This is a genomic window from Pseudonocardia hierapolitana (genome assembly GCF_007994075.1).
Lineage (GTDB): Bacteria > Actinomycetota > Actinomycetes > Mycobacteriales > Pseudonocardiaceae > Pseudonocardia > Pseudonocardia hierapolitana.
In genome coordinates this window covers 6,464,279-6,486,801 of sequence record NZ_VIWU01000001.1, presented here as the reverse complement: position 1 = coordinate 6,486,801, position 22,523 = coordinate 6,464,279, and the positions used below count along the sequence as shown (strand labels likewise).

8 protein-coding genes (1 of these 8 cut by a window edge) are annotated in these 22,523 nt (G+C 72.4%); 5 read left to right on the top strand and 3 right to left on the bottom strand.

Going from position 1 to position 22,523, the window contains the following annotated elements:
• The first annotated feature begins 47 nt into the window (after nucleotides 1-47).
• The gene (locus FHX44_RS30770; RefSeq protein WP_147258983.1) at nucleotides 48-4,931 is read left to right on the top strand and encodes an AAA family ATPase; all 4,884 of its coding nucleotides are present in this window, start codon (nucleotides 48-50) and stop codon (nucleotides 4,929-4,931) included.
• Between the two features lie 24 nt (nucleotides 4,932-4,955).
• Here FHX44_RS30770 and FHX44_RS30765 read toward each other — a convergent pair whose 3' ends face one another.
• Nucleotides 4,956-5,615, bottom strand: a complete 660-nt coding sequence (locus tag FHX44_RS30765) for a response regulator (protein ID WP_246170677.1) — start codon at nucleotides 5,613-5,615, stop codon at nucleotides 4,956-4,958.
• A gap of 247 nt (nucleotides 5,616-5,862) precedes the next feature.
• On the opposite strand from FHX44_RS30765, the gene FHX44_RS43475 reads away from it, so the two are divergent.
• Genes FHX44_RS43475 through FHX44_RS30750 form a run of 4 tightly spaced genes read left to right on the top strand, consistent with a single transcriptional unit; the run spans nucleotide 5,863 to nucleotide 10,669 of the window.
• A complete protein-coding gene (locus FHX44_RS43475; RefSeq protein ID WP_246170676.1) occupies nucleotides 5,863-6,951 on the top strand; it encodes a hypothetical protein in 1,089 nt (362 codons plus the stop codon).
• Nucleotides 6,948-7,472: a (2Fe-2S)-binding protein gene (locus FHX44_RS30760; RefSeq protein ID WP_246170675.1), complete on the top strand. Its 525-nt coding sequence runs from the start codon at nucleotides 6,948-6,950 to the stop codon at nucleotides 7,470-7,472. Before FHX44_RS43475 ends, FHX44_RS30760 begins: the two co-directional genes overlap by 4 nt.
• Nucleotides 7,473-7,475: 3 nt before the next feature.
• Nucleotides 7,476-8,477: an FAD binding domain-containing protein gene (locus FHX44_RS30755; protein ID WP_147258980.1), complete on the top strand. Its 1,002-nt coding sequence runs from the start codon at nucleotides 7,476-7,478 to the stop codon at nucleotides 8,475-8,477.
• A complete protein-coding gene (locus FHX44_RS30750; RefSeq protein WP_147258979.1) occupies nucleotides 8,474-10,669 on the top strand; it encodes a xanthine dehydrogenase family protein molybdopterin-binding subunit in 2,196 nt (731 codons plus the stop codon). The genes FHX44_RS30755 and FHX44_RS30750 overlap by 4 nt, the downstream gene beginning before the upstream one ends.
• 186 nt (nucleotides 10,670-10,855) lie before the next feature.
• Here FHX44_RS30750 and FHX44_RS30745 read toward each other — a convergent pair whose 3' ends face one another.
• The gene (locus FHX44_RS30745; protein WP_147258978.1) at nucleotides 10,856-17,425 is read right to left on the bottom strand and encodes a hypothetical protein; all 6,570 of its coding nucleotides are present in this window, start codon (nucleotides 17,423-17,425) and stop codon (nucleotides 10,856-10,858) included.
• On the bottom strand, nucleotides 17,323-22,523 hold the 3' portion of the coding sequence (locus tag FHX44_RS30740; RefSeq protein ID WP_147258977.1) for a preprotein translocase subunit SecA. It continues 30,445 nt past the right edge of the window; the window shows 5,201 of its 35,646 coding nt (coding positions 30,446-35,646); the start codon falls outside the window, past its right edge — the gene reads right to left on this strand; the stop codon is at nucleotides 17,323-17,325. Before FHX44_RS30740 ends, FHX44_RS30745 begins: the two co-directional genes overlap by 103 nt.

Sequence of the window (22,523 nt, the reverse complement as noted above, 5' to 3'; positions counted from 1 at the left end):
TGACGGGCACGGCGGTTTCGGGTCACGATCCATCCGCGCGGGCAGACGTGCTGCACCAGAGCGAGCGCACGCGCGTCACCCGGCTGTTCCTCCCCGGGCACACGGTCGTCCGGAAAGAACCGCTGGGCCCGGACGCGGAACGGCGGCTGCGCCACGAGCGGGAGATGCTGGAGCGGCTGCGCGGCGTTCCGGGGGTCGCGCAGCTGGTGGACGAGCCGCAGTACCCGGCCTCGATCGTGGTGGCGGATGTCGGCGGCACGAGACCGGCGAGACCGCTGGCGGTTGACGCCCTGATCCGGCTCGGGTTGGGGCTGGCCCGGGCCGCGGCCGGGATGCATGGGCGAGGGGTGATGCACCGGGACATCACTCCGGCGAACGTCGTGCTCTCCCCCGACGGGACTCCGTGCCTGGTGGACTTCGCACTGGCGACCTCGATCGCCGAGCTCCGTCCCGAGTTCACCCCGCGCAGCGAGATCGTGGGGACGCTGGCGTACCTGGCGCCGGAGCAGACCGGGCGCACCGGCCGGCCGGTCGACCAGCGGGCCGACCTGTACGCGTTGGGGGCGACGTTGTACGAGCTGGCCACCGGTGCTCCGCCGTTCGGCTCCGATGACCCGCTGCGCCTCACCCACGCCCACCTGGCGCGCGTGCCCGTCCCGCCGGCGGACGTGGACCCGGCTGTACCGGCGCCGCTCTCTGAGATCATCATGCATCTCCTGGAGAAGGAGCCGGACAACCGGTACCAGACCGCGGAAGGCCTGGTCCACGACCTGGAGCGGTTGCGGGACGCCCGGACGGATCCGGCCGCTGCACCGGCCCGCGTCGGTGAACGGGACTTCCCGCCCCGGCTCCTGCCGCCGTCGCGGCTGGTGGGGCGCGATGACGAGTTGGCGCAGTTGCGGGCGGCGTTCGAGGATGCGCTGGCGGGTCGGGCCCGCGGAGCACTCGTTGCCGGCGCGCCGGGGGTGGGGAAGACGGCGCTGGTCGACCAGCTGCGGCCGGTCGTGGCGGGCAGGGACGGCTGGTTCGTGGTGGGCAAGTTCGACCAGTACCGACGGGGTCTGGAGTTCGACGGGGTCAATCAGGCATTTCGCGCGTTGGGCCGGCTGCTGCTGGCCGAGCCCGAGGAGGAGCTGGCGCACATCCGCGAACGGATCTTCGAAACCGTCGGCCCGAACGCGGGTTTGTTGACCGCGGTGGTGCCGGAGTTCGCGGCTCTGCTGGCGGTGCCGCCGGATCCCGGGGATCCCCTGACCGCGCAGGTGCGCGCACAGCACAGCGGCATGCAGGTCCTGCGGGCCGTCGCGTCACCGGACCGACCGTTGGCGCTGTTCGTCGACGACCTGCAGTGGGCAGGGCGTACCCCACTGGGCTTCGTCGACCTCGTGCTCGACGAGGAGCAGATCGAAGGTCTGTTCGTGGTGGGCGCCTACCGCGACGACGAGGTGGACGCGGCTCGTCCGCTGGCGGCGCTGCGGTCCGGTCCGGGGGAACGCGCCGGGGTGCGGCATCTGCGGCTGGACAATCTGCCGGTCGCGAGCCTCGTCGACATGGTCGCCGAGATGCTGCACGTGGACCCGGCCGCGGCGGTGGGCCTGGTCGAGGTGATCGCGCCGCACACGTCCGGTAACCCGTACGAGACGGTGGAGCTGCTGTGCGCTTTGCGCCGCGACGGGCTGCTGGCCCCGATGGCCGACCGGTGGCGATGGGATGCGGCGCAGTTGCGCACGTACCTGGGCCGGTCGGAGGCGGCCGGCCTGCTGGCGGCGCATGTCGCGGTGATGCCGCCCGCATCGCGGCAGCTCGTGGAGGCGATGGCGTGCCTCGGTGGTCGCGTCGAGGTGCGGGTGCTGCAGACCGCGACCGGCGCGCCGGCGCGCGTCGTGGAAGGGCAGCTGGCGCCGGCCCTCGACGAGGGGTTCCTGGTGGTGGAGCCCGGGGCGGACGAGGCAGTTCGGTTCCGCCACGACCGCGTCCGCGAGGCGGTCCTCCGCGGGCTGGGTCCGCGGCGGCGACGCGCTGTCCAGCTGACGATGGCACGGCGGTTGGCCGAGGTCCCGGGGTGGTTCGCGATCGCCGCCGAGCAGTACCTGCTGGTGGTCGATGCGATCGACGACCGCGCGGAGCGACGACGAGTGGTGGAGCTGCTGCGACGCGCCGCCGATCAGGCGAGGACGGTCGGGGACCACGCGCTGGTGGACGCCCTGCTGGCCTCCGCGCTGAGGCTGGTCGATCCGGGTGAGATCGGCAGGCGTGTCGAGCTGCACACCGGCCGCCACGCCGCCCTGTACAGCCTCGGGCGCCTGGACGAGGCGGACGAGGAGTACCGCACGATCGACGGGCTGTGCACGACCGCCATCGGGCGGGTCACCGCAACGTGCCTGCAGGTGCGCAGCCTGACCCATCGGAAACGGTTCGCCGACGCGATCGGGCTGGGCCTGGAGTCGCTGCACGACTGCGGCATCACGGTACCGGCGGCGGACCGGCTCTCCGCTGGGCTCGACCAGCAGTTCGACCGCCTGTACCGGTGGTTGGACCAGGCGGAAGCCGCAGACGATCAGGCTCGGCCGGAGATCACCGAGCCGAGACTGCTCGCTGCGGCCCGCCTGATCAACGTCGTCCTGTCGCCGGCCTACTTCGTCCCCGACCTCGACACGTTCGCGTGGCTGAGCCTGGAGGCCGTGGGGATCTGGCTCGAGCACGGGCCGAGCCGTTCCTTGCTCGGCCCGGTCGGCCACGTGGGCCTGGCCGCCGCGGCGTTGCGCGGCGACTACTCGGTGGGCCACCGGGCGAAACGGCGGGTCCTCCCGCTCGGCGAAGCGCGGGGATACGAGCCCGAGACCTCGCACGCGCGCTTCCTGTTCGCGCTCCTGGCCTGGTCCTCCGAGCCGATCGAGGTCGGTGTCCAGGAGTTCCGGCGAGCTCGGGACGGGCTGATCGCGGGAGGCGATCTGGCGAACGCCGGCTACTCGTACGACACCGCGGTGCAGTACCTCGGGGACTGCGCGCCGACGCTCGACGGCTTCGTCGCCGAGGTCGAGGCGGGCCTGGCCTTCCTGCCGCGAACGGGCAACGAACAGACCGCCCAGGCGCTCGACTGCTACCGGTGGCTGGCCGGTGTGCTGCGCGGCGAGTCCGCAGCCGCTGCGGGCGTCGGCGATCCGGCCCACCGGTACGCCGACAATCCCCTGGCACTCCTCCTCACCCACATCGCTCGCGCGGTCGCAGCCGCCGTCTTCGACGACCCGCCAGGCCTGGTGCAGCACACCGCGGCGGCGATGTCGCTGCTGCCGGCGGCCCAGGTCACCTACCCGGCAGCCGTGGTCCGCCTGCTGCGCGGGCTGGCGCTCGCGGGGCAGGCGCGCGGCACGGGCGGCGCAGAGCGCGGCGCATCGCTGTCCGAGTTGGACGAGGTGATGCGATGGCTGGCCGCCCGCGCGGCGGACGCCCCCGACAACTTCCTGCACCAGTTGCGGCTCCTCGAGGCCGAGCGGGCCTGGGCGGTCGGCGACTTCCGCGCCGCCGTGTTCGCCTTCGACGCGGCGCGACGGGAGGCCCTGGGCCGTCAGCGGCCATGGCATCGGGCCCTGATCGCCGAGCGCGCGGCGCGCTTCTACCTCGCACACGGTGTCGAACAGCCGGGCTACGACCAGCTCGCCCGGGCCCGCGAGTACTACGCCGCATGGGGCGCGACCGCGAAGGTCACCCAGCTCGACTGGGCGTACCCGGCTCTGCGATCGGGATCGGAGACGACCGCCGGGCTCGGCGGTCTCGGACCCGCCGACGTCCTCCGCCAGCGCTCGACCGTCATGACGGGCGCGCTCGACCTGCTCGGCGTCCTGTCCGCCTCGCAGGCGCTGAGCTCCGAGACCAGCATCGAACGCCTGCACTCGCGCGTTGTCGAGGTGCTCAGGGCGATGACCGGGGCAACTGATGTGCACCTACTGCTGTGGAGCGATGACCGCCAGAACTGGCTGCCGCCCGCTCGGGACGACAGCGGCGTCGCTCCTGCCCTGCCGATGTCCGTGCTGCACTACGTCCAGCGGACCGGTGAGTCGCTCGTGTGCGACGACGCCACCCACGACGACCGCTTCACCCGCGATCCCTACTTCGCCGACCTCGCATGCTGTTCGCTGCTGGCGGTGCCCATCCTCGGCCGCGGCGCGTTGCGAGCGGTGCTGCTGCTGGGGAACCGGCTCATCCGCGCCGCGTTCACGATCGAGCGGCTCGACGCCGTCAAGCTCATCGCCGGCCAGCTCGCCGTCTCCCTCGACAACGCCCAGCTCTACGCAGAGCTCACCGCGTCGCGGGCCCGCATCGTCGCCGCCGCGGACGAGACCCGCCGACGCATCGAACGGGACCTGCACGACGGTGCCCAGCAGCGCCTGATCTCCCTCGCGATGCGGGCGGGCGTGGCGAAGGCCGCAGTGCCACCCGGGTCCGGCGAGCTGGCCGCGCGGCTGGACGACCTCGCCGCCGAGGCGTCCAGGGCGCTGGCCGAGCTGCGCGAGCTCGCCCGCGGCATCCACCCCGCGGCCCTCGTCGACGGCGGCCTCCTCCCGGCGCTCAAAGCGCTGGCCCGCCGTTCCACCGTCCCGGTGCGCCTGGCGGTGCAGGCCGACCGGCGACTGCCCGAGCAGGTCGTGATCGCCGCCTACTACCTGGTGGCCGAGGCCCTGACCAACATCGCCAAACACGCTCACGCCTCGGCCGTGACCGTCGCAGTCGAGACCGACGACGCCGTCCTGCGAGTCCGGGTGCGCGACGACGGCCGTGGCGGCGCCGACCTCGGCGGGGGATCCGGCCTCGTCGGGCTCAAGGACCGGGTCGAGGCGCTGGGTGGCCGGCTCTCCGTGCAGAGCGCTCCGGGCGCCGGCACCACGGTGCAGGCCGAGCTACCGCTGCGCCCGGCCCCCACGGTCCACGGATGACGACGAAACGATCTTCCGGTCGGGTCAGTGGTTGTCGAGGAAGGTGAGCACGGCCAGCACCCGGCGGTGGTCGCCTGGGGTCTCCGGGATCGCGAGCTTCGCGAAGATGCTGCTGACGTGCTTCTCCACCGTCCCCTCGGTCACCCACAGTTGCTGGGCGATACCTGAGTTGGACCGGCCCTCGGCCATCAGCTTGAGCACCTCGCGCTCGCGGGGCGAGAGGGCCTGCAGCGGGTCCTCGAACCGCCGGGCGGTGAGCAACTCCTGCACGAGTGCGGGGTCGACGACCGTGGCGCCCTTCACGATCCGGTCGAGGGTGGCGATGAACTCGCCGACGTCGCTCACGCGGTCCTTGAGCAGGTAGCCGGTGCGCTGCCCGCTCCGCAGCAACTCGGTGGCCTGCTCGACCAGGACGTGAGCGGACAGCACCAGGATCGCGATCCGGGGCAGCTCCTCGCGGATCGCGACGGCCGCCTCGAGCCCTTCCGTGGTGTAGGTGGGCGGCATCCGGATGTCGACGATCACCAGATCGGGGTTGAGCTGCCGGACCTGCGTCACCAGTTCGCTGGGCATGCTCGCGCGCCCGACGACGTCGAGCCCGGAGCCGGCGAGCAGGCTCGCCAGCCCTTCGCGGAGCAGCACGTCGTCGTCGGCGACGACCACCCGCGTACCGCTCTCCACCACGACGAGGATTATCCGCCACGTCGAGGACCGTCAGCGGCCGGACAGGCCGCGGCGGGGGTTGGGGTCAGCACCAATTCGCTCCTTGGGGCTGACCGGTATTCGGAATTGACGGTTGCCGGGCGGACGAACCAGCCCACGACCGGAACCCTTGGGCGGTGCCACCCGGCGACGCCCGCCGGCCCGGCCTCCCATCCCCGTCGAACGGAGGCTTCGCCATGCTCGCCGACCCACGCGACCTGTCGGTCTCATGACCGGGAGTCCTGCACCCGTCGGCCGTCCCCCGAGCGCGACGCCCCGGGACGTACGGCAGGGCGAGGGGAGCTGGCTGGCCCGCCAGCCCGGGCTGGGGCTCGTGGGCGGGCTGGTGTTCGTCGTGCCCTTCGCCGTGCCCCTCGCGTTCGGTGTGGGTGGCGCCGAGGGGTCGCTGCGCGTGCTGGGGCCGCTGGCCACGTTCGCGCTGCCGGTCGTGGCCGTGATCGCGTTCTGGTGGGAGGACTGGCCTGGCACCCGGTTGCGCGCGGGCTGGGCGGGTTGGGCGGACACGGTCCTGGTGATCGTCGGGGCCGTCCTCCTGACCATCGCCGGACAGGCCGTGACCGCACGACCGGACCTCACGGGGATCTTCGATCCGGGGGCGGGCCCGGAGCACGCCGCCACGTTCCCGACCACGATGCCGCTGGCCGGCGCGGCCTTCGTGGTGATGCTGCAGCTGACCCTCGCCTGCGAGCGGTGGCCGCTCGTTCGGTTCAACCGCACGTGGTCCGGGGTGCTCGCCTTGATCACGGCCTGGGCGGTCGCGCTCCTGCTGACCCGGACGCTGGTCGCGCCCGGCGTGGTGGGCGGCGCCGACTTCGGCGCGCTGATGGTGACCACCGGCGTGTGGCAGACCGTCCTGTTCGTGGTGCTGCAGGGCTGGCCCCTCGACAGGATCGAGTCCCGGGCACCGCGGCTGCTGGCGAACAACGCCGCGGTCCTGATCGGTGCGCTGCTGACCTACTCGGCGCTGTCCACGTCAGTGGGTCTTGCGGCGGACACGATCAGCGCCGTCTGCGGATGCGTGATCGCCGGCGGTCTGCTGGTGGGAATCCTCTTCGAGGGCCGGCCGCGCCGGGTCCGGAGGTGGCGGGCCCTCACCCTCGTGGCCGTCGTCTCGGCGGCCCTGTTCATCGTGCTCACCCGCTTCGCCGGCACGGTGCCCTGGCAGCGCGCCACCGCGTCCGACTGGGTGGCTCACGCCGCGTTGAACGCCATCGGGCTCCCAGTGATCTTGCACGTGGGGATCGGGCGGCGCTGGCCGTTCCCACGCATCTGGAAGGAACGAGAGGAAACGCCGTGACCGTATTCATCGTCAACGGGCAGAAGGTCGATGTGGACCTCGATCCACGGGAGTCCCTGCTCGACGTCCTGCACACCCGGCTGCAGCTGTTCGGCACGAAGAAGGGATGCGACCACGGCCAGTGCGGCGCGTGCACCGTCCACCTCGACGGTCGCCGGGTCGTCTCGTGCCTCACCATGGCCGTGCAGGCCGACGGGCGGGAAGTGCGCACCATCGAGGACGTCGCGGCCGAGGACGGCACGCTGCACCCGCTCCAGGAGGCGTTCATCGACAACGACGGCATGCAGTGCGGCTACTGCACGCCGGGACAGATCATGTCCGGCCTCGCCTGCATCGCCGAAGGCCACACCGGCGACGACGACGAGATCCGCGAGTACATGAGCGGCAACCTGTGCCGGTGCGGCGCCTACGTGGGCATCGTGGCCGCCATCCGGCAGGCGGCTGGGCAGACGGCCACAGAGCGGATGGCCACAGAGCGGACGGCCACAGAGCAGACGGCCTCAGAGCAGACGGGGGCCTGAGGGATGCGTGCATTCTCCTACACCGCCCCCTCATCGGTTGCCGAAGCCGTCGAGGCCATCGCCGCGGCGGGCGGGGGTGCGAAGTTCCTGGCCGGCGGTACCACGCTGTTCGACCTGATGAAGCTCGGAGTGGAGCAGCCGCCTGCGCTGATCGACGTCAGCCGGCTCGCCGAGCTCACCACCATCGACACCTCCCGCGGCGACCACCTGGTGTTCGGTGGCGGCGCCCGGATGGGCGACGTCGCCGCAGACCCCGTGGTGCGCCGCGACTACCCGGTCCTGTCGGAGTCGCTGTGGCGAGCGGCGTCGCAGCAGCTTCGCAACATGGCCACCGTCGCGGGCAACCTGCTGCAACGGACCCGGTGTCCGTACTTCCGGGATGCGGTGTACCCCTGCAACAAGCGCGAGCCGGGCAGCGGCTGCGCGGCCCGCGAGGGCATCGACCGTGGCAACGCCGTACTCGGCACCAGCGAGGCGTGCATCGCCACCTACCCGGGCGACTGGCCGGTCGCGCTACTCGCCTTCGACGCGGTCGTCGACGTGGTCGGCCCACGGGGCGAGCGGACCGTCGCGCTGGCCGACCTGCACCTCGAGCCCGGCGATACGCCGCAGCGCGAGCACACGCTCGCATCGGACGAGCTGATCCTGCGGATTCGGGTTCCGGTCACCCCGGCCGGCCGGGGGTCGACCTACCTGAAGATCCGCGACCGGGAGTCCTACGCGTTCGCGCTCGCCTCGGCCGCCGTCGGGCTCACCCTGACCGGCGGGGGTCAGGTCCAGGAGTGCCGGATCGCATTGGGTGGGGTCGCCACCCGGCCGTGGCGCGCCAGTGGTGCCGAGCAGGCCGTGATCGGCCGCCCGTTGACCGACGAGACCACACGCGCGGCCGGCGAGGCCGCGCTGGCAGGCGCCCGCGCCGGCGCCCACAACGCCTTCAAGATCGAGCTGGCCAAGCGCACCGTCGCCGACGCGCTGCGCATCGCCGGAGAGCGGGCTACCCGATGAACCCGACCAGCACAGTACAGCGCGTCGACGCCCACGCGAAGGTCACCGGTGTTCTCCGGTACGGCGCCGACCGGCTGCCCCATGACCTGGCATACGCGGTGTTCGCCGTCGCCACCATCGGCAAGGGCCGAGTTGTCGACATCGACACCGATGCTGCGCAGCGGGTGCCGGGCGTGCAGTTGGTGATCACGCGTATCGACCCGGACGAGCTCCGGTCACCGGGTTTCATCATGGCGAACGGCTACGGTTTCCAGAGCCTCCAGCCGCTCGTGGACGACCGCGTCGCCTATCGCGGACAGCCGATCGCGCTGGTCCTGGCGGACACGCTCCTCGCAGCGACCGAGGCGGCCGAACTCATCACCGCCACGTACGAGGCCGAACCGATCGCGGTCACCCTGGACGACCCCGGCGCGGAGACGATCACGCAGGCCGAGGCCATCCCGATCCCGATGCTCGCCGACACCGTCACCGGCGACGCCGACGCCGCATTCGCCGCGGCCCCGGTGCAGGTCGACGTCGAGGTCCACGGCCCCGCCCAGCACCAGGTCCCGATGGAGCTCATCAGCAGCGTCGTCGAGTGGCGCGGGGACACGCTCGTCGTGCACGAGGGCACTCAGAACTCCGGCGCGATCCAGAACGGCGTCGCCCAGCAGCTCGGCATCGACCCGACCCAGGTGGAGGTCATCTCCCCGTCGGTCGGCGGCGGCTTCGGGCAGAAGAACTCGCTCCTGCCGCACATAGGGCCGCTGGCCATCGCAGCACGCAGGCTCGGCCGCCCGATCAAGTTGGTGCTGACCCGCCCGCAGACCTTCCACCAGGCCAGCTTCCGACCGGCTAGCCGGCAACGCGTGCGGCTCGGTGCCGACGCCTCGGGGCGGCTGCTCGCAGCGATCCACGAGATCGACCAGCAGACCTCCCGGCACGACCTGTTCCCGGGCCTGTACACCGAGGTGTCCTCCCGGCTCTACGGCATCAGGGACTTCCGCGGCCGGCAGCGGCTCGTCCGCACCGACGTGCAGACCCCCGGCTACATGCGGGCACCGTTCGAACACATGTCCGTCTACGCGATCGAGTCCGCCGTCGACGAGATCGCGTACGCCACCGGCCAGGATCCCGTCGAGATCCGCCTCGCCAACGACGCCACAGCGGACCCGGTCACCGGGCTCCCGTTCTCCTCCCGCCATGTGGCCGAGTGCCTGCGGCGGGGCGCAGTGCGGTTCGGATGGGCGGAGCGCAACCCGCAACCACGGTCCATGCGGGCCCCCGACGGCTCGCTGATCGGCTGGGGTGTGGCGATCGGCGCCTACCCGGGCAGCGTCACCCCGGCGATCGCACGGCTGTCCGTCAACGCCGCCGGAACGGTCACCGTGGCGGTGGCCGGCCATGAGATGGGCCAGGGTATCCGCACCGCGATCGCGCGCCTCGTGGCGGACGATCTCGGCATCGACCCCGTGACGGTCGAGATCAGTGTCGGCGACACCCGCCACGCACCCCAGCACCTGACGGCCGGTTCGTGGGGCACCGCGTCGGCGCTCCCGGCGGTGCACGCCGCCCTCCGCCGGCTCCGCACCGAACTCGACCTCCCCTCGACGGGTGCGCCCGACCTGCGCGCAGCGGTCGCAGCAGCCGGCCGCCCCCGGGTCGACGTGGAAGCCACCACCGTCGGTGCCGGCCAGCCCACCGAACCCGTCGTGGACCGGCTGCGCACGGGACTCGTCACCATCGCCGGCCCCGAATACCCCGAGTTCGTCACGTTCAGCTACATCGCGCACTTCGTCGAGGTCACGGTGGAGCCGACGACCTGCCGGATCCGCGTACCGCGCGTGGTCAGCGTCGCGGACTGCGGCAGGGTAGCGAGCCCGGTGACGGCCGCCAGCCAGGTCCGCGGCGGCGTGGTCTGGGGAATCGGCGCCACGTTGCGCGAACAGAGCCTGGTCGACACCCACTACGGTGGCTTCCTCAACTCGACCATGGAGGAGTACCCGATCCCCGTCAACGCCGACATCCACCGGATCGACGTCGACTTCGTGGACCAGCCCGACCCGCTGCTCAACCCGGTCGGCGTCAAGGGACTCGGTGAAGTCGCCATGGTGGGTGTTTCCGCAGCCATCGGCAATGCCGTCTTCCACGCCACCGGCACCCGCTTCCGCCGCCTGCCGATCCACATCGAGGACGTTCTCGGCAGCATCTGAAATGGCCTCGAAGCGGCGCTCGCTGCCGCCGGTGACGTCCCCATGGGAAACGGACGACGGCCGGACGGCCACGCCGTCGGCGGCGAGCTGCAGGTCGGCACTCGGTGAATGCGCCGATCGACAGCTTGATCATCCACGCCGACAGCAGCGTCCCGGTTCTGACGCGCGACTTGGGGCACGTACCCATCAGGGCGGAACTTGACCGATCGCCAAGTCCAGCTCTCCGAGGCGCATGGAGCGCGTTCGGCGTGAGGATGATCGACATCGGGACCGCCGTCGCATCGAGGACCACCGCAACAACTGGTGCGGGGCGGTTCTCGCCTGCTCGGTGAGCTCGCGGTCCGCCTCCTCCAGATCCCTCCGCAGCGCGGTCCGGGCCGGGTCCGCGTCGCGCAGCTGCTCGTAGCGGGCCCGCAGCTGTTCGGCGAGCGCGGCGGCGTTGCGGTCGTGGCGGTGCCCGGTGTGTTCGGCGCCGGCAAGGTGGAAGTCCCACTCGTGGCGCAGGAACCGCTCCCACCACACGGCGAATGCCGGCTCCTGCCCGATCAACCGGTCGACCAGCGACGCGACCCGAGCCGGAACCAGGATCACCCCCTCCTCGGGGACGGCACCCTCGGGCCGCCAGCCGAAACCGATCAACCGGCCGTCGAGGAGGTCCTCGTCGGTGATCCGCACCATGTTCACCAGCCCCGGCGGCCCTCGGGCCAGGTGCGGGAACTCCTCGGCACGGATCGGCGGCGCGTCCGCCACGACGGCCGGCATCAGCGGGAGCAGCTCGTCGCGCGCGGCGGCGCTGTCCACACCATCCGCGACCGGCCCACCGTCTGCGTGGTACGCGCCCCCGCGATCGGCCGCCGAGCCGGTGGCGCCGCCGGTTCCGGTGCCCGTGCCGGGCATCGGCTGGTCGAGTCGGATGACGATGGTGCTCTTGTTGCCGCTGCCCAGGTGGGCGACCTGCTCGATGAGGTCGTCCGCGGCCTGGCCCGGGCTGGTCGCGGCGCGTATGACGGCGCCCAGGTCGGCGGCGTCGGGGTAGAAGTCGTGCAGTTCGTCGGTGGTCAGCACGATGGTGCTCGGCTCGGTCAGCTCGCGCGTCTCCACGTCAGCCGGGTGGCCGCGGCCACGACCGAGCCAGCGGGTGACGTACTGGACCGGGTCCGGCGCCGGGTTCATCTCGACGGCTTCGGCAACGCTCCAGGTGTGGTCGCTCGTGGCCTGCTCGGTGACGTCGGAACGGATGAGGTAGCCGCGGCTGTCGCCGACCCATCCGAACGCCGCCGACGCGGTGTTCGGGCCGGTCGGGGTGACGACCACCAACAGGAGTGTCGTTGTGCTGTCCCCTGCGGCGCCGGCCTCGGCGGCGGCCGCGAACGCCATCCGGACGACCTGCTCGGCGGGCGTGGCCGGGGCCTCGGCCAGCGCGGCGGTGATTGCGGCGGTCACCGCGATCTGGGCGTTGTGCGGCCCGTGCGTGCCCTGCTGGTCGGCGACCGCGGCGAAGATCCGGCCGTCGGCGGAGCGGACGGCCCCGGCCATCGCGTCGAGGTTGGGGTTGTCCGGGTGCCCGGGGTCGCTGCGCCCGGCCATCACGTCACCGAGGTCGAACCCGACCCGCCCCGCGCCAGGAGCCGCCGATGCGCCCGGCAGCGTGCCGGACTCCACCACCCCGGCCCGCTCGGTGCGCGCGGGGAGCAGCGTCAGCGTCACCGGGGGCGGCGGGGTGATCGGTTCCCGGGTCGAGCCGGGGCCTTCCTCGATCGCCGCGCGCCGGGCCTGGTTGACGGCGATCGTCTCGATCAGGCGGTCGCGGAGCCGCTCCAGCAGAGCCCGCCGGGCATCGGCCGAGGTCAGCGCAAGCCCGGCCCCGGGGATCGGGTCGCCTGCGCGGTCGCTCAACGTCCTGATCACGTCTTCGACATCGCGCAGGTCGCGAAGCACCCCGGCCAGCTGGGTCAGCTGGGCGGCGATCACGGCATCCAGCTGCCGCAGGCCACGCCCCCGCAACCGCTGCTCGTGGGCGCGGCGGCGCTCGGCCAGATCGCGCCGCCACACCAGCGCCCACAGGATCCGCGCGTCGGTGCGCACCCTGGCGGGGACCCGCCGACCGAGTCGATCACCAAGCCGGTGGGCCAGTCGGCCCAACGCCCGGCCCAGCACCGGACCCGGGTCCTGCACCATGTGGATCTTGCGTACCGGCTTCCCGTGCCGGCGGATCTCCAATGTCTGTGCTGAACCGCGGTGTTCGTAGAAGTTCGGCAGCAGCGGGTCGCGCGGACCGATCCCGATCCCCCATTGCGACTGCGAGATGAACTGCCACGGCTTCCACGTCCACGGGCTGAGGTCGTGCGTCCGGATCCAGCGCCAGAATCGCAACGGCACGTTGAGCCGGTTCCAACCTGTCAGCTGGGGGGTGGCGAACTTCTGCTCCAGCTTCTTGCCCGGGACGTCGAAGTGCAGCAGGAAGAAGTCCAGCCGGACGGAGTCCGCGAGGTAGATCTGCAGCGAGACCCGCACGACCGGGAACAAGCCGAGCACCCGGTTGCGGTTGTTGGTCGTGCCGCCCAGCTCGGCCAGATCCAGCACTGTGAAGCTGCCCAGGTTGCCGTAGCTGACCTTGAGCCCGACGCCGAACCAGCCCCAGTGGAACTCCGGCCCGGCGGCCGGGGTCATCCAGGGGAACACCGAGGTGAACGCCCGGTTGTAGCGCAGCTTCGCCACGAAGGCCCGGGCGCGCCCGAACCACTCCACGACCGTCTGCCACCCACTCGGCCCGGTCTCGGCTCCACAGGTGGGGCAAGTAGCAGGGCCCTTGATCTTGCCTTGCCACACCTTGGCGGTCCTGGTGAACACCTTGAACTTCAGGTGCAGCAGCTGGAAGAGATCGAGCGAACCCGCCAGCCACGGACCCACCACCGGGATCCACGCGATGACGTACTGCACCGCGGTCGGGTAGGCCCGGTGTTCCCAGGTGAGCTCGACGTTCCAACCCCGCAGCGCCCCGACGACCGCCCGGACGCGGTCCCGTCCGGCAGCGACCTGGAACCGCGCTGCTGTGATCCACCAGCCGGCCTGCTCGCGCGCCGCGCCGACCAACGCGGCAACCTGCGCCCGCGCTGCGGCGAACCACCAACCGGCCAGATCGCGCGCCGGCCCGGCCCACGACCGCGGATCGGGGAACCGGAACCCGTAGGTGTCCTCCAGCGCGATGCGCGTCTGCTCGAACCAGGCTCGGACCGCCCGACCGGCCGCCGCAACCGCACGCGGCGGCGCCCGCGACTGCCGCGGTGTCCACCAGGCCCGGACCGCACCCACCACCGACACCACCGCGACCAGCACCCCCGCCAGAACCACCGGCGGTCCTGCACCCGACAACACCAACCCGAGGCCCGCAGCGGCACCCGCGACCGCGCCCGCCCACAGCCGGGCACGGACCGGCCCCGGCACCATCGGCGCGCCCCAACCTGGGAACACCGCGCCCACCGCGTCCCGAACACCCCCGACGGCGCTGCCCAGCCCGCGTCGAACCCCGCCGAACAAGCCACCGAGCACGGCGCGGATCACCGGACCGTGCCGCCGCATCGCCCGGATGCCGAAGAAGACCGCAGCCGCACCGAGGACCGCGCCGGCAATGCCCAGCAGAACCGGCCACGGGGACCCGCGCACCGAGGGCCGCTCGTGGGCCGGCATGACCGGCAGCTCTTGGTCCGGCTCGGGTACCGCCACCCGGTCCGGATCGTTTCGGGTCGGGTCGCGCAGGTCCCGCTCCTGGCGTTCCGGCTCGAGCAGAACCGTGGCCTTCTCGATCGTGTGCCTGCTGCCCGCGAAGATCCGATCCGGCGTGGGGACCCGCTGGTAGGCGCGGACAAAGCGCTGCCGGTCCCCGAACCGCTCGACGTAGATCCGCCACAGGTGGTCGTTCCTCTGCGCGACCCAGACGCCGGTCCAGTTCTCCGGCGTCCACACCCTCTTCCCGGCGATCGATTCGTGCCTGCTGTCGAACCTGTCACCGTTGGCCGCGTTCAGCTCCGCGAACGACACCGGGCGCACCCGACCGGAGTCGCGGTCCACGACCCGCAGCGCGGCCATCGCGGTGGAGACCGTGTCGCGCGGAGCCCCGGTCAGCCCGACCTTCTCCCCCACCACCCGGTCACGCGGGCGCAGGTGAGGCACACCCGCGCCCGACAGCTGCACGGCGAGCTGCCTCACAGGTGCGAAGCCGGCCACGGGCACGCTCGGCGTCGTCACCGCCCCCGCCGCCGGGGTCAGCAACGCACCCAGCGCGAGAGCACCCGCCGCCGCAGTCACCTTGACCGTCGCAGCGAGGGCGCGGGCTGCCACCCCCTTACCGACGATCTCACCTGGTGCGGCCCGCAACTCGTCCACCAACGCCGCGGCGTGCTGGTCGTGCCGATCACCGGTGTGCTCGTCGCCGGCCAGGTGGAACTCCCACTCGTGCCGCAGCAACCGCTCCCACCACGCAGCGAACCCCGCGTCGAGGCCGACCAACCGGTCGACCAGCGCCGCGACCGCGGCCGGGACCACGATCACCCCGTCCCCGGGTGCGGCACCCTCGGGCCGCCAACCGAAGCCGATCAGCTTCCCGCCGAGGGGACGCTCATCGGTGATCCGCACCAGGCCGGTCAGCTCCGGCGGCCCGCGCGCCAGATGCGGGAACTCCTCACCACGCAACGGCCGAGCACCCGCCACCAGGGCCGGCGTCGACGGCATCAACACCTCGCGGGCCCGGCCGCCATCCACACCGTCCGCGACCGCCCCGCCCTGACCAGCCGAGCCGGCGGCGCCGTTCGTGCGCTCCGTGCCACAGGCCTCGCAGAACCGATCGGCCGGCCCGAGCAGGTAGCCGCAGTTCGCGCAGTTCTCGATCAGCGGGGGCGCGGGTGCGTACTGCTCGGTGAAGTGAGCAGCCAGCAGCCGCTGGGTGAGTTCGAGTGCGTCGCGTGCCTCGGCAGGCGGCAAGCCGGCGGTTCGCTCTCCCCGTGCGATCTGTTCGCGCAGCACGGCGAGGTCACCGACCAACTCGGCATGGAACCGGTGAAGCGGTGGCCCACCCGAGGGGCGCAGGTGGCTGACGTCCTCCCACACCATGTGCGCCCCGTACTCACCTGAAGCATGCCGGGTGACCTGCAGGTCACGGACCACGAAGGTGGACCCCGGGATGAAGGTCAGCTCGTGGAACCGCCCCCCGGCCATCGCCTGCATCACCGGCCAGGAGTTCCGGCCGGTGCGCGAGCGGACCTCGATGGTGACCGGGTGCACGAGGTAGTAGATGGTGCGCAGGCCTGCGACGGGGTCGGCGCCGGCCGGGACGGGGTCCGGCAGCTCCGTGCTGACGAAGCCGGGGTCGATCACCAGCCCGCCGACGGGGTGGGTGTGGCGCAGCCGCACGATGTCGGATTGCGACAGCCAGATCGCCCGGTAGGTCGTGGTGTTGTCGACGGCGTCGAGCTGGTTGAACCCGGAGGCCGCGACCCGGATGAAGTCCTCGTAACGAGCGATCTGCTCGGCATCGCCGGACCTCAACGCCGCGTTCGGTTCCGCGTACAGCGCGGACAGGTACACCACCACCGCGTGCAGGTCGGCGCGCGGAATGCGGGTGCCCAGCTTGTCGACCGTGCGGTGCGCCGATGCGTTCTGGCCGGCGGTGATCGGCGGGTTCGCCAGGTAGCGGCGCCGATCCTCCTCCGACGCACGGAAGTCGGGGTTGCCGAAGTACTCCCCGTACGCGGCAGTCGGATGCTCACCAGTGACCGGGATCGGGTTCGTGCCCAGGACGTGAAGCACGGGATGGTCAGCCAGCAGTGCCGCCACGGCGCGCAGGTGACGCAGCGCGTCCTGCCCCAGGTCCGTGGTCCGGGAGCCTGCCGGGTCCGCCGCCTCCCGCCGCACCCTCGCCAGCAGGACGAGGCCGGCCAACTCGGCGGCGTGCGCGTCGTGCCTCGGTCCGGTGTGCTCGGCACCGTGGAGGTGGAACTCCTGCTCGTGCCCCAGCAGCCGCGACCAGAAGCCCTCGTCCAGCCGGCCGGCGGCGATGTGCCCGGCGATCTCGTCCAGCATCACCCGGGTGATCACCGCCGCCCCGGCCTCGGCCCAGCCGAACCCGACCAGCCGGTCCGCGTGCGGCAGCGCCACGTCGTCGCCTGCCACCAGAACCCGCACGCCCGGTGGGCCGCGCGGCATCCGGTGCGGCAGCTCGTCCAGCGGGGTCAGCCGGCTGGCCTGCGCCCGCAGGACGGCGGCCACCTCGCGGCGCTGGTCGTCGGTGAGCGGCTCCCCGATGACCACTGGGCCACCGGCGTCGTCCACCGGCCTGGTGAGCCGACGGGAGCCGAGCTCGATGACGACGGCGGTCTTGTTGCCGCTGCCCTGGGTCAGCACGCGGTCGATGAGGTGGTCGGCGGCCTGGCCGGGGCTGGTGGTGGCACGGACGACGGCGCCGAGGTCGGCGGCGTCAGGGTAGAAGTCGTGCAGCTCGTCGGTGGTCAGCACGATCGTGGCCGCGCCGGTCAGCTCGCGGGTCTCCACGGCGGGCCGGTGGCCGGAGCCGCGGCCGATCCAGCGGGTGACGTACTGGACCGGGTTCTCGACGGGCGGCGCCTCGACGGTGTGGGCGGCGCTCCAGGTGTGGTCGGTGGTCACTCGTTCGGTGCGATCGGAGCTGACCAGGTAGCCGCGGCTGTCACCGACCCAGACGAACGCCACCCGGGTGGCGCCGGGCCCGGTGGGGGCGGCGACCACGACCAGCAACGTGGTGGAGCTGTGCGCCGAGGCGGTGGCGGCCTCGGCGGCGTCGAACGCGATCCGGGCGACCTGCTCGACGGGCAGGTTCCGGTCGGCTTCCCGGGCGGCCGCGATGGCGGCGGTGACCGCGGCCTCGGACGCCGAGACCGGGACATCGGCGTAGCCCTGCTGGTCGGCGATGACCGCGATGAGCCGCCCGCTGCGGTGATCGCACCGGCCATCGCGTCGAAGTTGCGGTTGGCGGGGTGTCCCTGGTCGGTGCGCCCGGCCATCACCCGGCCGAGGTCGAACCCGAACCGGATCTGGTGGTCGGCCCCGGGCCGGACGGTCTGGGGACGGCCCGGGAGCGTGCCGGACTCCAGCAGCCCGGGCGGGACGCTCTCCGGCCGGGTGGGCAGCGGCGGGTCGTGCGGTCGGTGCTTGCTGCCCGGACCGTCCTCGATCGCTCCGCGGGCCGCGTTGTTGGCGTTGATCGCGGTCGTCAGCTGGGTCTCGAGGTGGCGCAGCCGCCGCCGGCGCGCCTCGGCCGTGAGGATGGCCTGCTCGGCCAGGCCGCCGGCCGCGATCGGGTCCGTGCGCCCGGCGCGCAGCGCGTCGAGCTGGTCCGCCACGTCGATCAGGGACAGCCGCACCCGCCGCAGCCAGGACAGCTGCCGGCTGATCGTGGCGTCCAGCTGGCGCAGCGCGCGCCCGCGCAGCACCGCGTCGTGGGCCGTGCGCCGCTGGGCCACCATGTCCAGCCACAAGAGCCACCTGATTCGCGCGTCGGTTCGCCATCGCTGGGGGAGCAACCGAACCAGGGGCCTGGTGACGAACTGGATCCCTCGGGCCAGCAGGCCGGCGATCGCCGGGCCCGTGTGCTGGACCAGATGGAACGGCTCCTCCCAGATCGGCTTGTCCTTGTGGTGGATCTCCAGTTCCTGGGCGGAGGCTCGGTACTCGACGAAGTTCGGCAGCAGCGGGTTGCGCGGCCCGAACCCGACCCCGAACTGGGTCTGCGAGAGGAACTCCCACGGCTTCCACGTCCATGGGCTCAGGTCGTGCGCCCGGATCCAGCGCCAGAACCGGCGCGGCAGGTCGAACCGCTGCCGGCCGACCAGCTCTGCCGGGGCGTGTTTGCGCTCGAGCTTCTTTCCGGGTACGTCGAAGTGCACCAGGAAGAAGTCCAGCCGGATGTCCCCGAGGTAGATCTGGAACGAGATCCGCCCGATCGGGAAGATCCCGAACACCCGGTTGCGGTTGTTGGTCGTACCGCCCAGCTCGGCCAGGTCCAGCACCGTGAACGTGCCCAGGTTGCCACCGCTGACCTTGAGCCCGACGCCGAACCAGCCGACGTGGGCCTCGGGCCCGACCGGCGGGGTCATCCAGGGGAGAACCGACGTGAACGCGCGGTTGTAGCGCAGCTTCGCCGTCTTGGTGAACGCCTTCAGCTTCAGGTGCAGCAGCTGGTATAGCTCGAACGAACCCGCGAGCCACGGACCGACCACCGGGATCGAGGCGATCAGGGTCTGGATCCAGGTCGGGTAGATCCGGTTCTCCCAAGTGAGCGTGTACCGCCACTCGCCCACCCGGATCTCCAGCGAGGTTCGCAGCCGCCCCAGCCAGCCGCTCGCCAGCGCGACCTGCAACCGCGCGACCGCGGCCCACCGGCCGGCGAGCTCGCGCGCCAGATCGACCCACGCGGCAACCCGCGCCCGCGCCGCGCCGACCTGGAACCGCGCCGCAGTGATCCACCAACCGGCGTGATCACGAACCGGGCCGACCCAGGGCCACGCATCGGGGAACCGGAACCCGTAGGTGTCCTCCAGCGCGATGCGCGTCTGCTCGAACCAGGCCCGCACCGCCCGGCCGGCCGCCGCAACCACCTCACGCGGCGGTGCCCGCGACTGCCGTGGCGCCCACCAGGCGCGAATCGCGGCCGCGACCGCCGCAGCCGTGAGCAGCAGCCCGGTCAGGGTCACCGGTGTGCCCGCCCCGGACAGAGCCATCCCGAGGCCCACGGCGGCACCGGCAACCGAGCCGGCCCGCAGCCCGGCACGGGCCGGACCCGGCACCATCGGCGCGCCCCAACCCGTGAACACCGCGCCGGCCGCGTCCCGAACACCCCCGAAGGCGCTGCCCAGCCCGCGTCGAATCCCGCCCATCAAGCCACCGAACGCAGCGCGGATGACCGGAACGTGCCGCCACAGCGCCCGCAGCCCGAAGAACGCGGCGACGACTACGAGAACCGCGCCGGCGACACCCAACAGCACCGGCCACGGCGTCCCCCGAACCGACGGCGGGCGGGTCGGGGCCGGTGACGAGGCCGACGGTGTCGGTGTCGGCGTCCGGGTCGGGACGGGCTGTTTCGGTTGCTCCTCGTCCGGCGTGCCCGACCGCTCCCGTTCCGGCCTGGGCTCCACCGGCGGGGCCTTGCGTACGCGGTACTCGTTGCCCGGGTGGATCCGGTCGGGGGTGGCGTCGCGGGCCACGGCGCGGCGGTACCCGGCCGGGTCGTGGAACCGCTCGATGTAGATCCGCCAGTACGAGTCGCCCCGCTGGCTGATCCACACACCCGTCCAGTTCTTCGGGGCGAACACAGTGCGTCCGCCGATCCGCTGGCCGGGCCCGGTGAACCGGTTGCCGTTCGCGGCGTTGAACGCCGCGAAGCCCACCGGGCGCCCATCAGGCCCCATGAGCGCGGCGGCCACCTCACCGGCGCGGTCCGTGGGGCCCGCGGTGAACCTCACCTTCGAGCCCAGCACCGGCTCGTTCCCGGAGACCGGCCGCACGGGGCTACCGGCCGCGAGCGCGTCGTCCACCCCACCCCGGATGTTCCGCCCCGCCGCCACCGGGGCGGCGGGCACGTCTGCGGACTGGGTCGCCCCGGCGCCCGACGCCAGGAGCGCAACGACACCGACGGCGGCACCAGTGATCACGCGACCGACCCGGCCGGCAGCGCGGAGCCGCTCGCCGAGCCACCGCAGGACGTCGGCCGCGAACGGCGGCGCCCGGACGGTCTTGCCCCCGGTCAAGGCCTGCACCGCGAGCACCGCGGCCGCGATCGTCGCGGCGGCCATGCCGAGCTGGGCGGCAATCTCCAGACCGTGCTGGACGCCCCCGGACAGCCCACCAGCGGCCAGCCCGACCGGCGCGACCGCGCCCGTCAAGCGCGCCGACCCACCCGGGCGCTCCGTGCCGCACGCCTCGCAGAACTGCCAGGCCGGATCGAGCGGTGCGCCACAGCTCGAGCACGTCTGGGTCGACGGCACCTCGGGGCCGTTCGATTCGGCCAGGCGGAACTCGGCGTGCCGCAACACGGCGAGTGCCCAGTCGACCCGAAGGCGACCCGGTGAGCCAGTACCGGCCACGACCGCGAGCCACTCCGGATCGCCGTAGGTGCCGGCCAGCACTGCACGGGCCCGCTCGCTGGCACGGTGGTACACGGCACGGTAGGCGACCGGGTCGGTCTGCGAGGTTTTGACCGCGACGATCCGCTGTGGCTCCCTGAGCGGCTCGATCCGACCCGCGCCGAGCCGGCTCAGCCTGTCGGTGACGTCCTCCAGGTAGGGGTGGACCTTCGCACCGGTCTTGACGAACAACACGCCGCCCACCCGCAGCGAGGCCATGACCTCGGCCAGTGACCCGATCCTCGGCCCGGTGAACGCGGTGTAGTCGAGGTCCTCGAAAACCACCTCCTGGTACCAATCCTCGGGCAGAGTGACGGCGGCGATATCGGCGATTTCATGCGGCCAGGCGGCGCGGTCCATGTTCAGCGTCTTGTCCCGCCACGAGTTGGCCGGCATTTCCGCCGATCTGCCACCCCCGACAACCAGCCGAGGGCTGTTCGCGCCCGGTGCACTCGTTGTTCCGGCCACAGCGGGCACATCCGACAACGAGGTCAGCACCGGCAGCGGGGAGCGGGCCGCGATCTGCGCTTCGGTCTCGTTCCCATGGAGCACGTGCGCCAGCTCGTGGCGCAGCAGCGCGGCGAGTGCTTGCTCATCCAGGGCGCCCCCGCGCAGAGCAGCCAGCGTTCGGGTGTCGGTGAACAGCCAGCGGCCGTGGGCGTAGATCACCAGGTCGTCGACCCCGGTGGCCTGTTCGGTGCGCTCGTTGAGCCCCCCGATCGCGCAGAGGCCCTTGCAGATGCTGACCTCGGCCAGGCCCAGCCCGGCCCAGCCCGCCAGCTCACTGGGCAGCAGCACCTCGTCGGCCAGGGCCGGATCCAGCAACGGCGCGATAGCGCCGCGCTGCTCAGGGGTGAAGTCACCACCCGATACCCGTGACGGGCCGCCACTCTGCGGGCCCCAACCCGCAATGCGCCGCCACCAGCGCGAGAGCGGCGACGATCGGCGGGCTGTCTCGTCACGGTCGACGGTCGGTTCGTCCAGCCCACTGGCATACAGGAACGCGGAGACGACATCGGCACGGACCGCGACGACAGCTCGCCCGGGCACGATTCCGTCGTTGTACGCACGAACCACCCCGGCCAGCCGTTCCGCGCTGCGTCCGTCCGGGCGGTGGACTTCCACGATGACCGGGCCGCCAGAGGCCCCTACATCGACGGTGCCGTTCCCACCGACGACCAGATCGAACCGCCGGTACCCGAACCGTTGCCCCCGATCCGGCCCGATCACCACGAATCCGCCGTCGACCACCAGAACACGCCCGTTGGTCGGCCGCGGAGTGCCCTGAGGCCCGACGGGAATCGTGATGTCGGGGAAGCCCAGCACGATGACGCGGGTATTCGGGGTATCGAGCGATTCATCCAGTGCGATGGGCTCGATCCCGAGCTCGGCGATCGCAGGATGCTCGATGCGCATGATGGCCAGGTCGAGCTGGCGCACCGCCTCGAGCAGATCCGCACCCGACAGACCGCGAGCAGCCCCCTGCGCCGCCAACCGGTCGGCGATGACCCCGGCGGACGGCCGAGGCAGGACCGTGCCCGGGATCGTCAGTTCCCCGTCCGGGGTGGAGACGCTTACCCGCAGGTCACGCACCTGCTCGACGACGTGCTGGTTGGTCAGCACATAGCCGACCGAACCCTCAGTCCACAGGATGGTCCCCGAACCATCGACCGCCCCTGCCTGCACCTGACCGACAACTTGCACGA

Excerpts from the sequence above, each read along its gene's own strand:
- FHX44_RS43475 (WP_246170676.1), top strand. The coding sequence starts at position 5,863 with ATGACCGGGAGTCCTGCACCCGTCGGCCGTCCCCCGAGCGCGACGCCC.
- FHX44_RS30755 (WP_147258980.1), top strand. The coding sequence starts at position 7,476 with ATGCGTGCATTCTCCTACACCGCCCCCTCATCGGTTGCCGAAGCCGTC.
- FHX44_RS30750 (WP_147258979.1), top strand. The coding sequence starts at position 8,474 with ATGAACCCGACCAGCACAGTACAGCGCGTCGACGCCCACGCGAAGGTC.